The organism is Pseudanabaena sp. PCC 6802 (assembly GCF_000332175.1).
Classification (GTDB): domain Bacteria; phylum Cyanobacteriota; class Cyanobacteriia; order Pseudanabaenales; family Pseudanabaenaceae; genus PCC-6802.
Genome location: NZ_KB235914.1, coordinates 3,381,712 through 3,394,633, shown reverse-complemented (window position 1 = coordinate 3,394,633; position 12,922 = coordinate 3,381,712). Strand labels below are relative to the sequence as shown.

Sequence of the window (12,922 nt, the reverse complement as noted above, 5' to 3'; positions counted from 1 at the left end):
GTTTTGCTCACTCGGGACATCGATACTGCTACTTATTGTAGAAGTAGCTCGTACAGCACAAAACTGAGATCGATGGCTTGCGTTACTTCTGCGATCGCCTTTTGGCAGATATTTTAGCCTTAACCGTTTTTAAGCAAATCTCAAGGTTTAACCTCAACCAGGCTAGCGGTTACTTAAGCAAGAAATTGTTATTGTTGCGATCGCAGCGGGTATTCGATATAGTCGTTCAGTTTTATGAAATTTTACTTTCAGAAAAAGACGGCTTAAATTTCCGAAATAATCCTTTATTGCACGAATAGGTGAAATATTGGCTCCATATTCGCGGGATTTCAGTCACTTCTGGCAGATGAATTTCAATCTTGCGACTGTTTGGAGGTTTTTATGGCTATTGTTTTTTACGCAACTCCTGAGGGTAGTGCTTTATTTGGCGCGATCGCTGCTGACATTGACGAGATTTTTATTGCTGGTGTCGGTAATGACACGCTCTCAGGCGATCGCGGCGATGACAGTTTTGTGTTCCAAGCTCCTAACGGTCCCAATGGTGGCTATGGTGGCAGCGATCTAATTACGGACTTTGAGGCATTTGGCGGCTCGGGCGACACGCTGAAGCTGAGGAATATCAGTAATGGTACCCGTGTAGTAATTCGGGATCTCGGCAACGGTTCGATTGTAGAAATCTTTGCCCCTAATGCTACGACCCCTATTCAAACCATTACCCTGCCAAATGCCACGGCCTACCAACTCTTAACGCAAGGTCAAGTAGAGGTTAACGGGCAACTAATTAACGAGACGACCAGGGGCATCGTTCAAAGCGATCTGAGCAATTTTAGCTATACGGTAGAGCGAGTGGCCGGTAACGCGGTTATTGGTAATGGTAATAACCTGGTTACTGGCGGCTTTATTTCCCCGGCACAGGTTAACGTTTTAACCGATCGTCTCGCTGCGATCGCTCCAATTATCGTGCCTGGGGCGGCACGGAGCGATGCGTCTAGCGTTAACTTGAATGCGACGGGTAGCATCCCAGACTCTCTGCTACCCAAGGCAGCACTAAATCTTTTACAGCCAGCGAATGCCCCGGCTACGGTGAATGATGACTCGATTGTGGGCGGGGCTGGTAATGACTTGCTGGTTGGCGGTCCTGGCAACGACACTGTATTGGGTGGCCTGGGGACAGATGTAATTGTAGTTGGCCCCGGTGAAGATGTAATTGATGGTGGCGAGGGAGTCGATTATTATGCCTTTGAATCGCTACTAGATCTTTCTGGTACGCCTGCCCGCATTAATTACGTTCGTCTGGAGCCACCCTATGGCGCTCCCCTTACCGATCCCCTCACAGCACGCACGGGGCCAGACGTAATCCTGATTAATTCCCAAGCATTTAACCTGGGTATCGATCCCCTCACTAACCCAAATGCGGCAGCGCGGATGGGGTTCTTGCAACCAGGGACGATCGTTGCTGGCGATGCGATCGCCCCTAACGAAGCTAAAAACGGCCAACTCAAAGTAGGCAACTCGGCGGCAGTGGACTTTGACGGCCCGCAGCCGGACGACGTGCAACCATTGTTTTACTACAGCAGTTCTTCCGGTCAGCTAATCTACGATCGCGATGGTGCTGGGACGGATTTTGCTGGCATTGCGATCGCCAATCTGGGAACGGGGATCGCTTTGCCGGAAGGTACGTCTTCTGTTGTTCCCAGTATTCTGCTTTACATTTACTAGTTTGTACGCAAAACGGTAGTCTCTTTCGACCTACATAGAGCGATCGGGTTCGATCTGTAGAATTTCGGCCTGCCCCCACCCCAAATCCTAGGGGCACTTATTGCGATCGGAGATCGCTAACTTATACCAAATCCGCATTGATTACCCCTAATATTGCCTGGCAACTGGAAGTCGCGGCTACACAAACAAAGTCCGCGCAGTCGGACTTCAAGTATAGCTATAGCCAACAGGCTTAGGACGGGGGGCAGGGGTTTCACCCCTGCGTGGGGGCGCAGCCCCCACACCCCCTGTCCTAACAGATCTATCTATGGCTATATTACAGAAATAATGGCGGATTGCTATAGGTCTTGACAAGCGAGTAAGTAATTTTGCTCAAATCCGATCTGTGTTAGACTCGAAAACTAGCAAGGTTTTTGCCCGATAGGGCTTATTGAGATAGGGATGTGGAGCGATGAAAGACCAGACTTTAACTGATAAAAATGGGGCTTTACTGAGTTCTTCCACGGATAAGGGTGTAAATGAAAAGAATGCAGATCGGACGTTAACATCGGAAAGAACTGCGTCTGCGAACGAGATCGCCAAATCTGCAAATAGCTCTGCAAATAGCGCGACCAGATCTCCAAAATCTAAATTTACGCTTCTGCCTGCTCGAATTTTCTCGAACGCGATCGCTACGGCAATTTTATTGTTTGGTGTTTCCTTTGCAGGCACATTTTTTATTGCCCTCGCAATTTTGCGTCTAGCTCAGCCCCAAACTAACCGACCAACATCCACAAATTTAGTTGCCCCCACGGTTACTCCCAACCAGTCAAATCCAAACAGACCTCGTTCGCTAGTAAATCAAATTATTTCACTAGTCAGCTTTGGCTATGTGTCTGGGGTGCCAGAAGCACAGGACGTGAAGATTTCTAAAAATAGCCTCCCCGGCATGACGCTAGGGAAATCCTGGACTAGCGATACGGCATTTTCTCCAGCCACCAGCCTCTCTGCCCCCCCTCCTTTAGCTGGGCAGCCATTACAAACAATTTCCCCTTCCCAACTGCCGCCGATATCTTTTTCGATTCCGCCGGACGCTATTCCAGATGCCTTAGTACCTCCTCCCGACTCCACCGATGCCACAAATACCCCAAATCGACCCGCGATCGCCAAAGGCAAAAAACCCGCACCTTCCACCCGATCTAGCCAGGAAACTGTCATAGACCTACCCAAAGACACCTTAGGCAAAACTCTAACCTCGGGTGCGAGTACTAGAGCAACTCTTGTCAATGCTGCTGTTTTCTCTGGCGATCGCAACGCTAGTAGCAGTCCTAGATTCGTTGTTAGGCTCGACGAACCGCTCAAAAATCCAAGTGGGAAGTTAGTGTTACCAGCCAATACAACGTTGGTAACCATTGTACGTACTTTATCATCCAAGGGTGAGGCGGAGTTGGAGGCAGTTAACGTTCTCATTGATGGCAAAGAGTACGATCTGCCCGCCGGAGCTATCAAATTCCTAGATACCAACGGCTCATCTCTGATAGGACAAAAGTATGGAGATGAGGAGCCAACAAATTCCAGCAAGGAAACTACCAATTCTGCGAAGGAATCGAATAACGTCAATCCCTTAGACAGCGACAATCCCAATAATACTGAGACCACCCCATCGGCTTCGCAACCTTCGCCGGAACAGGTAAAAGATCGCAATAAAGAAGCGATCGAGAATGTTATGCGCCGTTCCCAGTTTTATTACATTCCCCAAGGTACGCCTTTGAAGTTGGTAGTCAACAAAACCGTCAAACTTTAAATCAGTTCGATTCGGTCTTGTTTAACGAGAGGAAAACATCAATCCAGGCGCTCGTCGTAATCCTCAGAAGACTCGACTTCCAGCTCCCAGCGATGGCAGTCGCGCTCTTCCAGCATGGCAGTAGTATGCAAAGTGTATTTATCAGGGATTTCAATACCAACCGAAGCGGCTAACTCTTCCACCACATTCTGGTCGGGTGTAGGTGTCGTGCCGCCAACAGCTTCTTCACCCACCACCTTGGACAGGTAGCGATCCGCATCGATATCACCTGCTGTAGGAGATCGCTCGCGATCCGCCAAATCTTGCAACTTATGCGGCGTTCTTCCCAATCCCGTATCGCGATCTGTCAAGCCTTGCCACAAAGAAGATCTGGCTGATTCCATCGCTTCTAGACTTTCTTCAGAGATAACCTGCCATTCATCAGGTTGCTTGTCAACTTTTTTTACCATAAACCTACTCTTCCTCCCCAACATTGGGATCGGAGAACTGCTCGTATTACTCGAGCATCTGAGCTACCTCTACCCCAATTTTATACCATTAATGCAACGTGCGGCATGCTACCTCCCGTCCTCAGACGACTTCGTAGTGATATATACTGGTTTGGTAAATTCTCAAAGCTGCGTAATTGTGAATATCAACTTGTTAGCTAGTAGTGTCGGTGACTGGTCGGGTGATGGTTTAGCGATCGCCCTGTTTCAAAAAGATCGAACCGATGGGGAAAGTACAGAAACTTCAAGCGTACTGAGTACCGCTTTGCTCGAACTAGATGCCAATAAGCTAGCAGGAACTCTACAGGAACTCGTGTCTGAGGCCGCATTTAAAGCAGAAGCCGGATCGACGATCGGTGGTAGGGTAGGGGCTAACGCCACAATTCGCAAGGTACTTTTGATGGGCTTAGGCGAGCCAGCCAAGGCAACAGAAGATACCTGGCGCAAAGCCGCCGCCCAAGCGGCCAAATGGGCAACCCAGTCTAAGTGCCAGAGTTTAGCCATATCCGTACCTTTATACAACCAGGACGAAGCGCTGACGGCTCAAGCCCTGGCGGAAGGAATTCTCCTGGCTGCTCATCAAGATAAGCGCTTTAAATCTAAATCGGAGGATAAAGCTGAAGGTAAAGAACCTAAACCTGAAACTAAATTAGAGCAAGTCGATCTACTTGGTTTTAGTTTGCCTGCCGCTCAAACTGGCCTAGAGACAGCCCAAAAAATATGCAGTGGCGCGATCGCAGCACGCGAGCTAGTTTCAGCTCCAGCTAACGTCGTCACTCCAATTACCCTGGCGGAAATTGCAAGCGCGATCGCGGCAGAATACAAAGATTGCATGAGCGTCAAAATTCTGGAAAAAGAGGAATGCGACGCGCTGGGTATGGGTGCATTTTTGGGTGTATCTCAAGCCTCCGATCTGCCTCCTAAATTTATCCATCTCACCTATTCCTCACCAACTAAATCGGCTACAGAGGGCAACGGCTCGCCCAAGCGCAAGTTGGCAATTATTGGAAAAGGCATCACCTTTGATTCTGGCGGCCTCAATATCAAAGCTGGCGTTGGCAGCAGCATCGAAATGATGAAGACGGATATGGGTGGCGCTGCTGCTACACTTGGGGCAGCGCAGGCGATCGCCCAACTTCGCCCCCACGATATTGAAGTTCACTTCATCATCGCTGCCTGCGAAAATATGATCAGCGGCAAGGCAATCCACCCCGGCGACATTCTCACCGCTTCCAATGGCAAAACCATCGAAGTCAACAATACCGACGCAGAAGGACGGCTGACGCTCGCCGATGCACTGGTCTATGCCGATAAGCTCGGAGTGGACGCGATCGTGGATCTTGCCACTTTGACTGGAGCCTGCGTCGTAGCATTGGGCGATAGCATTGCCGGACTCTGGTCTAATAGTGACGAACTAGCCGCTCAAATCGAATCTGCTTCTCAGAAAGCTGGAGAGAAATTCTGGCGCATGCCACTGGAAGAACCCTACTTCGAGCAAATGAAGTCGGTAGTGGCTGACTTCAAAAACACTGGCTCCCGCGCTGGCGGCTCGATTACAGCGGCACTCTTCCTCAAGAAATTTGTGGATAAAACCCCTGCCTGGGCGCACCTCGATATTGCTGGCCCCGTGTGGACGGAGAAAGAAAATGGCTACATCAACGCTGGCGGTACTGGCTACCCCGTGCGTACGCTTGTTAACCTGGTTATGAGCATGGCTGGGTAGGTGGGGATTGGAGGTTGGGGCATCCCAATTTTGTCGGGGCGGTGCCTCCGTGCCTGCCCCAATTTCTGTTGATAATGTTGCTTAAGCAATGCTGTTGCGCTTGCGGGTTTCTTTGAAGGAAGTCGTGATGTTTTTGAGACCTGAATCGATCAGAGATCGTTCCAGAATCGCAAAAAAGCGATGGCGATCGCTACCCGTCACGACCGCTTGATTGTGTGCTTCAGAGAGAGCGACAGGATAGCCGTATCCCTTTTGAATCTGGGCCAGTACCAGACTGAGTACCTGCAATCTCAATTCGGCATCCAAAGCCGTCCATTCCGGCATCTCTACCCTGGCAATTTCCGTTCCCACATGGAGATAGCAGAAATAGACAGTATGGTCGCCATATTCTTGCAGGATGCGAGCGCTGCTGCGCCACAACGGACTGGCTTCACCTGGTTGGAGAAAACGCTGCCAGAGCGTAGCATCGCGGAGAGGCTGCAATACGCTACAGGGAGCGCGATCGAGGTTTCGCTCGGCATCGCTCTTACAGTGGGTATGGCAGTCGGGCTGAGGGAAAGGACAGGCCTGGAGTCGCAAAAAGTTGGTCGCTTCAGTGCTGCGCGGAGCGCTGATATAGCCAGCTAAAGGGATGCGATCGCGACGCAAGCGCTCCCACGCTGCCAGGATATCTGGCAGAATCTTTGCCCTGGCTTCCGGTGGCAGCATCTCTAGGGACCAATGGATGAGCGAACCATCACTGAGTGCGAGTACGGGGCCGAAGATGGGCGAACGCTCTTTTTGTCCGCAGGCTAGCTCGGCGAGGGCGATCGCTTCAGCAACAGTGCGCTTGAGCGTCATCCACTCTTCAGTTTGGATACCCCATTGCCTTGCCCCATAGAGATCTTCGGGTTTGTAATACACCTCCGGTAAGTTGTCGAGCACCGGATAGATACTGGAACCATAGTGGAGCGCCACTCTACCCACGTTAATCAGGTAACAGTAGGCAATCTCGTGGCGACTTGGTGCTATTTGGGAGCCATCGGTTGCCACAATCGTATGCGGTGCTGAGAACGGTGTAATGGAGTGCCTCGTATCGAGGGACTCCATCGGTTCGGCACAGTTAAACGCGAGGCGATCGCGCCATGCCTGTAGTTGCTGTTGTCGCAATTCTAGATTGCTAGTGGCATCTTCAAATAGAGACTGAGCTAAATCTAGCTTAAGAGCGATCGCTTTTGCCTCGCGTGCCAGTTGCGCTGACATTCCTTGCATTTGTCCCGCCACTTTCAGCAAATCCAGCATAGCCCTCTTACCAAACAACTGGCTTTAAAGTCTTAATTCTTGCACAAAATTCATTCTTTTGGCAAAAATCCATTGGCGTAGAGACAGGTTTTGTTCGATCCCTGCGGGTAAAAATCGCCTTAGGGGCAGGTTTTGTTCGATCGCTGTAAGTAAAGATTGAAGATTTCTTGCTAAACCTGCCCCTACAGATCGCCTATGTTTTGAGAAGCTTAGGCTAACCCAACCAGGCTAGCGCTTAGATCCCATAACTTTTTCGCTTTGCTGACATCAGTGGCTTCGTCAGAAAGTTCTTGCTCGAAAGCCTGACGACCTTCCTTCTGACGATTACCCCAACTCCAATAAGCACCGGATTTGCTGAATTCCGGCTCGGTTACCAGGTCGGCAACGCGATCGCCTGCCACTTCCTCAGAAACAAATCCTCCGGTAATGTTCTTTTGGAAAATTGGGAAGATGGTTCGGAATAAGGGAAAGTGATTGCGGAAGAGGGCGGTGGTGGCAACACAGCCGGGATATAGAGAACTGAAGGTAATGCCAGTCGAATCATGGTAACGCCGATGCAGTTCGAGCATGGTTAACACGTTGCATAGCTTGCTATCCTTATAGGCTTTGCCCGATTTGAACTGCTTGCCATCAATCATCGTAACTGGCTCTTTAAACCCTGCCTCCATACCGCTCAGATCGCCTAGATCGGGTGGTGCGGGGATGGGAATCTTTCCTCCCAATTCCTTCGGATTAGCCGTTACCGTTCCCAGGATCACCATGCGCGGCTCTTTAAGGGATGACTTCTTCATATCCTCTAACATCAGATTGCACAGTAGGAAATGTCCGAGGTGATTGGTGGCAACGCTCAGCTCGTAACCATCTACGCTGCGCTGCGGTTCTTTGAGTAAGGGAAAATAGACAGCAGCGTTACAGACTAAAGCATCGAGCGATCTCCCGTTAGCTCTAAACTTACTGACAAAGTCGCGCACGCTGTCCAGGCTAGCCAGATCGAGATGCATGACTGCATAGGTACCTAATGACATTCCGACAGACTGCGCGGCGTTTTCTGCCTTTGTCATATCCCGACATGCCATTACCACATACCATCCTCTCTGCGCTAGCGCTCTTGCAGCTTGTAAGCCAACCCCTGATGAAGCACCTGTAATTACAACTGTTGGCTTCTGATTCTGTGGCATTTTATTAAAGACTCCATTAATAATATTTTTAATTGATTTCTAGGATCTCACAACAGCAAACCATCGATCGCAAATAGATCGATAGATAAAAACAATGGCCGCAGTAGATTGCGGTTTATATAACACTCCTATCTGAATTGCAAAATTTCTTCGCCGATCGCCGACCGCCAATCGCTATAGCGTTTTCACTAGCCTAATATCCTCAAACCCATTCCAGGCGGACTTGTACGCACACCGCAGACCTCAGGAAGAGAAGTTTGGAACGAGGGTTCCAAGATCTTCACACGTAAGGTCAGTAAACAGGATTTGGGATCGCAGGTTGGTGAATAATCCAGGCTAGCCTACACTGCCTTCTAGTTTCAGTGCCAGGAGCTTATCGGCTTCTACCGCAAATTCCATTGGCAAGGCATTAAATACATCGCGACAGAAACCACTAATCATCATCGAGATCGCGTCTTCGACGGAGATGCCGCGTTGCTGGAAATAGAATAGCTGTTCCTCGCCAATTTTTGAAGTAGAGGCTTCGTGCTCCACTTTGGCGGTGTTATTTTGAACCTGGATATAGGGGAATGTATTCGCCTGCGAGTTACTGCCAATCAGCATGGAGTCGCATTGGGAATAGTTGCGCGCTCCCGTAGCATTGGGCCCAACTTTGACTAAGCCGCGATAGCTGTTTTGGGAATTCCCAGCGGAAATACCCTTGGATACGATTTTGCTGCGCGTGTTTTTGCCAATATGTACCATTTTGGTGCCAGTATCAGCCTGTTGCTTGTTATTAGTAAGCGCTACGGAATAAAACTCGCCCACGGAATTATCGCCAACCAGTACGCAGCTCGGATATTTCCATGTAATCGCGGAGCCAGTTTCCACTTGCGTCCAGGAGATTTTGGAGTTGACACCCTGACATAAACCGCGCTTGGTAACGAAGTTATAAATGCCACCTTTACCATCTTTGTCGCCAGCGTACCAATTTTGTACGGTCGAGTACTTAATTTCGGCATTGTCCAGAGCCACTAGTTCCACTACAGCGGCGTGTAGTTGGTTGGTATCGAACATGGGAGCCGTGCAACCTTCTAAATAGCTGACATAACTGCCTTCTTCGGCAATAATCAGCGTGCGCTCGAACTGGCCGGAATCGCCATTATTAATCCGAAAATAAGTAGATAAATCCATAGGGCAGCGCACGCCCTTGGGAATGTAGCAGAAAGAGCCGTCGCTGAATACGGCTGAGTTGAGGGCGGCAAAGTAGTTATCGGCGATCGGTACTACGCTACCGAGGTATTTTTCGATCAATTCGGGATATTCGTGTACGGCTTCCGAAATCGAGCAGAAAATTACGCCGACCTTAGCCAAATCTTTTTTAAACGTAGTGGCAATGGAAACGCTATCGAATACTGCATCGACTGCGACGTTAGACAGGCGCTTTTGCTCTGATAGGGGAATGCCGAGTTTCTCGAATGTAGCCAGCAGTTCTGGATCGACATCGTCAATGCTTTCCAGCTTTTGCTTGGCTTGCTTGGGTGCGGAATAGTAGGTGATGTCCTGGTAGTTAATTTTTGGGTAGGAGACATGCGCCCATTCTGGCTCGGTCATTTTCAACCACTGACGGTATGCCTTAAGCCGAAACTCCAGCATGAATGCAGGCTCGTTCTTCTTGGCGGAGATCGTCCTGATGACATCTTCGTTTAGCCCCTTGGGTATGGTTTCCGACTCGATTTGAGTTACAAACCCATACTTGTATGGCTGGTTGACTAGCGCCTGAACGGTTGCAGTCATGTGTTACTAGGCTCCTAATGTTCTCTCTAATAAATTAAAGCTTGGTATCTCGACCTACTATTTCGATCGTTTTTATGCTGTACCATTGAAGTAATTCAACGGTTCCTACTAAAACAACCTACTTGTTTCTTAATACCATTTTAGGTTACATTAACAACATGTAAGTTGTCAAAGCGATCGAAATAAATTTTGGACTAATTTGCAGTTAATTTGCAACTAGTTTTGTCGCTCCCGTCGATCCCATTAATTTAGATCCCATGAAGAGTACCGAGCAGGCTTCCACCAAGCAAGACATTCTGCAATACCTGCTCAAGCACGAGTATGCAACGGCGCAGGATTTAGCCGATCGCTTTAGCATTAGTCCGCAAGCCATCCGCCGCCATCTCAAGGATCTAGAAGCGGAGGGGCTGATCGAGCACGAACTCGAGCATAAGGCTGGCGAGGGAATTAGCAGCTCCAGCATGGGGCGACCGCAGCATATTTACAAACTTAGTTCTGAGGGTCGCGATCGCTTTCCGGCTAACTATAACGAGTTTGCGGTGACGCTGCTGAGTACGATGAGCGAGGCGATGGGGCGCGAGCAGGTGGCACAGGTGTTGCAGTTGCAGTGGCAGCGGAAGGCACTGGAATATCGCGATCGCATTGGGAAGGGTTCTTTGCAGGAGCGGGTGGCAAATCTAGCAGAGATCCGCAAATCTGAGGGCTACGTTGCCGAGTGGTATCCAGTGGAGGACGATCGCGGCAATATATCCGGTTATATTTTGACGGAATATCACTGCGCGATTGCGCAGATTGCCGAGACTTTCCCGAGTGTCTGCGGGCACGAGCTGGAGATGTTTGCAGCGGCGTTGGAGGGTTGCAAGGTAGAGCGCACACATTGGATGGTGGACGGGGAACACCGTTGCGGTTATTTGATTCAAAGTAGTTAGTAGGGGCAGTGCCTTCGTGTCTGCCCTAATGTAGAGTTAGGGTCAGTGTTTCCATGTCTGCCCTAAGCCCCATGCCTGCATCAATCAGCCCCACGAGAAATCTCTTATGTCACATCAAATCTCTAAGCTTTTGCCTGGATTGTTATGTACGAGTTTGTTGTGGTTGGGGTTGGTTATGCCAGCGCAAATCGGTACGGCGATCGCGCAGCCACCACCACCTAAGAAAGTCTTGCCCGCCCAAGTGGCGAACGCAGTGCGTCAGGATCTGGCGAAGAAGACGAAGATCGCGCCTGGTTTGTTTAAGGTAAAGGATTCGAGTCCCCAGACTTGGCAAGATGGGTGTTTGGGTTTGGCAAAACCGGATGAGTTTTGCACGATGGCACTGGTGCCGGGTTGGCAAGTTGTGATGAGTCATGGTAATCAAACCTGGACGTATCGCACGGATAGCAGCGGTCGGGCTGTCAGGTTGGAAAAATAGGCTTAGGACGGGGTTGGGGGCGTAGCCCCCACACCCCCTGTCCTAACAGATCTGTCTACGGCTATATATCAAACCTAATAGGGTGGGCATTATAAAAGCAAAGGGACAAACATAAAAGTTATATGTCTGTCCCTACCAACCTACGCCCCAGAAAATTTAATCCGGGCGCTCTTCGATGACGCGATCGATTAAACCGTATTGCATCGCTTCTTCCGCCGACATGAAATAGTCGCGATCCATATCGCGCTCGATCTTCTCTAGAGGCTGCCCCGTGCGGTTGGCATACTCCTGGTTGAGCATGTGCTTCACCCGTGCAATCTCCTTCGCCTCGATCGCGATGTCCGTCGCCTGTCCTCTGGTACCGCCCATAGGCTGGTGGATCATAATGCGCGAGTGCGGTAGGGCAAAGCGCTTGCCTTTCGTGCCCGCCATCAACAGAAACGAACCCATTGAGGCGGCAAGACCGACGCAAATCGTGGCGACATCCGATTTGATATGTTGCATTGTATCGAAGATAGCCATCCCCGCCGTGACAGAGCCACCAGGTGAGTTGATATAAAGGCGAATATCTTTGTCTGGATCTTCGGAGTCGAGATAGAGCATCACCGCCACAATTTGATTGGCAATTTCATCGTCAACTTCTCTGCCTAAAAAGATAATGCGCTCGCGATAGAGGCGATCGTAGATGCTGATCCAGTCGGTGAACTGCGATCCTGGCATTCTGTAGGGAACTCTTGGTACTCCAATTGGCATAGTTTTCTCCTTTGTGTTGGGTGATGGGGGGTGAGTGATGGGGGAGTGGGTGATGGGGGCGTTCCCTAACCCCTAACCCCCAACTCCTGCTGGAATGGCTTTGGGCAAATCCTTGCGGCTTTCCAGGACTCTGTCGATTAATCCATATTCCTTGGCATCCTGGGGGGTCATGTAGAAGAGCCGATCCATATCCTTTACCAGTTTTTCAGTCGGTTGCCCCGTGTTGCGCGAGAGGATCTGTAGCATGGTATCGCGGTTGGCAACTACTTCCTTCGCCTGAATCTGGATATCCGTTGCCTGTCCGCGCGCGTAGCTCTTGGGCTGCCGCAACACGATCGTGGCATTGGGCAGGCTGGCGCGACACCCTTTTGTCCCAGATGAAAGCAATACCGCTGCGGCACCTACCGCGTTACCGATGCAGATCGTGTGGATCGGCGGTTTGATGTAGCGCATGGTGTCGCAAATTGCGAAGGCTTCAGTTTCATAACCTACCGGCTCACCATCTTCTCGCGACGTACCTGTAGAGTTGATGTATATGTATATAGGCTTTTCGGGATCGTCGTACTGGAGATACAGCAGCTCGGCGACAATTAGCTCCGTTACGGCTGCGACTAGGGGCATACCAATATAGACGATGCGTTCCTTAAGCAACAAGGACTGCAAGTCGGGTGGATAGGTACGATAGCCCATATCGCCGTAATAGCCTGCTTGTACGGCCTGATGCCCAGATCTGTATGTTTGATTCATAGATTAACAATTGGTGAACCTGGTTACTGCTAGATTATCACAGGGATTTTGCTTGTATGCGGATTTT

General features: G+C 50.0%; 12 protein-coding genes. 6 read left to right on the top strand and 6 right to left on the bottom strand.

Translation table 11 applies throughout. The features are described from left to right. The first annotated feature begins 77 nt into the window (after positions 1 to 77). The 3 genes from PSE6802_RS33770 to PSE6802_RS0121535 all read left to right on the top strand — a co-directional run bounded on the left by PSE6802_RS33770 (position 78) and on the right by PSE6802_RS0121535 (position 3,502). Positions 78 to 299 carry a hypothetical protein gene (locus tag PSE6802_RS33770; RefSeq protein WP_162139230.1) on the top strand — a complete coding sequence of 74 codons (222 nt, stop codon included), beginning with the start codon at positions 78 to 80 and terminating at the stop codon, positions 297 to 299. 82 nt (positions 300 to 381) lie between these two features. Next, positions 382 to 1,719: a calcium-binding protein gene (locus PSE6802_RS0121545; protein ID WP_019502109.1), complete on the top strand. Its 1,338-nt coding sequence runs from the start codon at positions 382 to 384 to the stop codon at positions 1,717 to 1,719. Positions 1,720 to 2,170: 451 nt separating this feature from the next. Beyond that, positions 2,171 to 3,502, top strand: coding sequence for a hypothetical protein (locus PSE6802_RS0121535; protein ID WP_019502108.1), 1,332 nt, complete (start codon positions 2,171 to 2,173; stop codon positions 3,500 to 3,502). 38 nt (positions 3,503 to 3,540) lie between these two features. Here PSE6802_RS0121535 and PSE6802_RS0121530 read toward each other — a convergent pair whose 3' ends face one another. Then, positions 3,541 to 3,951 (bottom strand): DUF6335 family protein, encoded by a 411-nt coding sequence (locus PSE6802_RS0121530; protein WP_019502107.1) that lies wholly within the window; start codon positions 3,949 to 3,951, stop codon positions 3,541 to 3,543. A gap of 178 nt (positions 3,952 to 4,129) precedes the next feature. On the opposite strand from PSE6802_RS0121530, the gene PSE6802_RS0121525 reads away from it, so the two are divergent. Further along, on the top strand, positions 4,130 to 5,713 hold the full coding sequence (locus PSE6802_RS0121525; RefSeq protein WP_019502106.1) for a leucyl aminopeptidase: 1,584 nt from the start codon (positions 4,130 to 4,132) through the stop codon (positions 5,711 to 5,713). An 81-nt stretch (positions 5,714 to 5,794) separates the two neighbouring features. Here PSE6802_RS0121525 and PSE6802_RS0121520 read toward each other — a convergent pair whose 3' ends face one another. The 3 genes from PSE6802_RS0121520 to sufB form a co-directional block, all read right to left on the bottom strand. Next, complete coding sequence (locus PSE6802_RS0121520) at positions 5,795 to 6,994, bottom strand: DNA double-strand break repair nuclease NurA (RefSeq protein ID WP_019502105.1); 1,200 nt, start codon at positions 6,992 to 6,994, stop codon at positions 5,795 to 5,797. 209 nt (positions 6,995 to 7,203) lie between these two features. Continuing rightward, entirely contained in the window at positions 7,204 to 8,172 is a 969-nt protein-coding gene (locus PSE6802_RS0121515) for a protochlorophyllide reductase (RefSeq protein WP_026103459.1), read from the bottom strand. 336 nt (positions 8,173 to 8,508) lie between these two features. Further along, positions 8,509 to 9,948: a Fe-S cluster assembly protein SufB gene (sufB, locus tag PSE6802_RS0121510; protein WP_019502103.1), complete on the bottom strand. Its 1,440-nt coding sequence runs from the start codon at positions 9,946 to 9,948 to the stop codon at positions 8,509 to 8,511. A 257-nt stretch (positions 9,949 to 10,205) separates the two neighbouring features. Here sufB and sufR point away from each other — a divergent pair, with 257 nt between their 5' ends. Both sufR and PSE6802_RS29950 read left to right on the top strand, forming a co-directional pair. After that, complete coding sequence (sufR, locus tag PSE6802_RS0121505; RefSeq protein ID WP_019502102.1) at positions 10,206 to 10,877, top strand: iron-sulfur cluster biosynthesis transcriptional regulator SufR; 672 nt, start codon at positions 10,206 to 10,208, stop codon at positions 10,875 to 10,877. Between the two features lie 106 nt (positions 10,878 to 10,983). Then, on the top strand, positions 10,984 to 11,355 hold the full coding sequence (locus tag PSE6802_RS29950) for a hypothetical protein (protein WP_071592312.1): 372 nt from the start codon (positions 10,984 to 10,986) through the stop codon (positions 11,353 to 11,355). Between the two features lie 156 nt (positions 11,356 to 11,511). Here PSE6802_RS29950 and PSE6802_RS0121495 read toward each other — a convergent pair whose 3' ends face one another. Together PSE6802_RS0121495 and PSE6802_RS0121490 are read right to left on the bottom strand one after the other, a co-directional pair. Then, positions 11,512 to 12,108 carry an ATP-dependent Clp protease proteolytic subunit gene (locus tag PSE6802_RS0121495; RefSeq protein ID WP_019502100.1) on the bottom strand — a complete coding sequence of 199 codons (597 nt, stop codon included), beginning with the start codon at positions 12,106 to 12,108 and terminating at the stop codon, positions 11,512 to 11,514. Between the two features lie 72 nt (positions 12,109 to 12,180). Then, complete coding sequence (locus PSE6802_RS0121490; protein WP_019502099.1) at positions 12,181 to 12,855, bottom strand: ATP-dependent Clp protease proteolytic subunit; 675 nt, start codon at positions 12,853 to 12,855, stop codon at positions 12,181 to 12,183. Positions 12,856 to 12,922: the final 67 nt, after the last annotated feature.

Excerpts from the sequence above, each read along its gene's own strand:
- PSE6802_RS0121545 (WP_019502109.1), top strand. The coding sequence starts at position 382 with ATGGCTATTGTTTTTTACGCAACTCCTGAGGGTAGTGCTTTATTTGGC.
- PSE6802_RS0121535 (WP_019502108.1), top strand. The coding sequence starts at position 2,171 with ATGAAAGACCAGACTTTAACTGATAAAAATGGGGCTTTACTGAGTTCT.
- PSE6802_RS0121530 (WP_019502107.1), bottom strand. The coding sequence starts at position 3,951 with ATGGTAAAAAAAGTTGACAAGCAACCTGATGAATGGCAGGTTATCTCT.
- PSE6802_RS0121520 (WP_019502105.1), bottom strand. The coding sequence starts at position 6,994 with ATGCTGGATTTGCTGAAAGTGGCGGGACAAATGCAAGGAATGTCAGCG.
- PSE6802_RS0121515 (WP_026103459.1), bottom strand. The coding sequence starts at position 8,172 with ATGCCACAGAATCAGAAGCCAACAGTTGTAATTACAGGTGCTTCATCA.
- sufB (WP_019502103.1), bottom strand. The coding sequence starts at position 9,948 with ATGACTGCAACCGTTCAGGCGCTAGTCAACCAGCCATACAAGTATGGG.
- sufR (WP_019502102.1), top strand. The coding sequence starts at position 10,206 with ATGAAGAGTACCGAGCAGGCTTCCACCAAGCAAGACATTCTGCAATAC.
- PSE6802_RS29950 (WP_071592312.1), top strand. The coding sequence starts at position 10,984 with ATGTCACATCAAATCTCTAAGCTTTTGCCTGGATTGTTATGTACGAGT.
- PSE6802_RS0121495 (WP_019502100.1), bottom strand. The coding sequence starts at position 12,108 with ATGCCAATTGGAGTACCAAGAGTTCCCTACAGAATGCCAGGATCGCAG.
- PSE6802_RS0121490 (WP_019502099.1), bottom strand. The coding sequence starts at position 12,855 with ATGAATCAAACATACAGATCTGGGCATCAGGCCGTACAAGCAGGCTAT.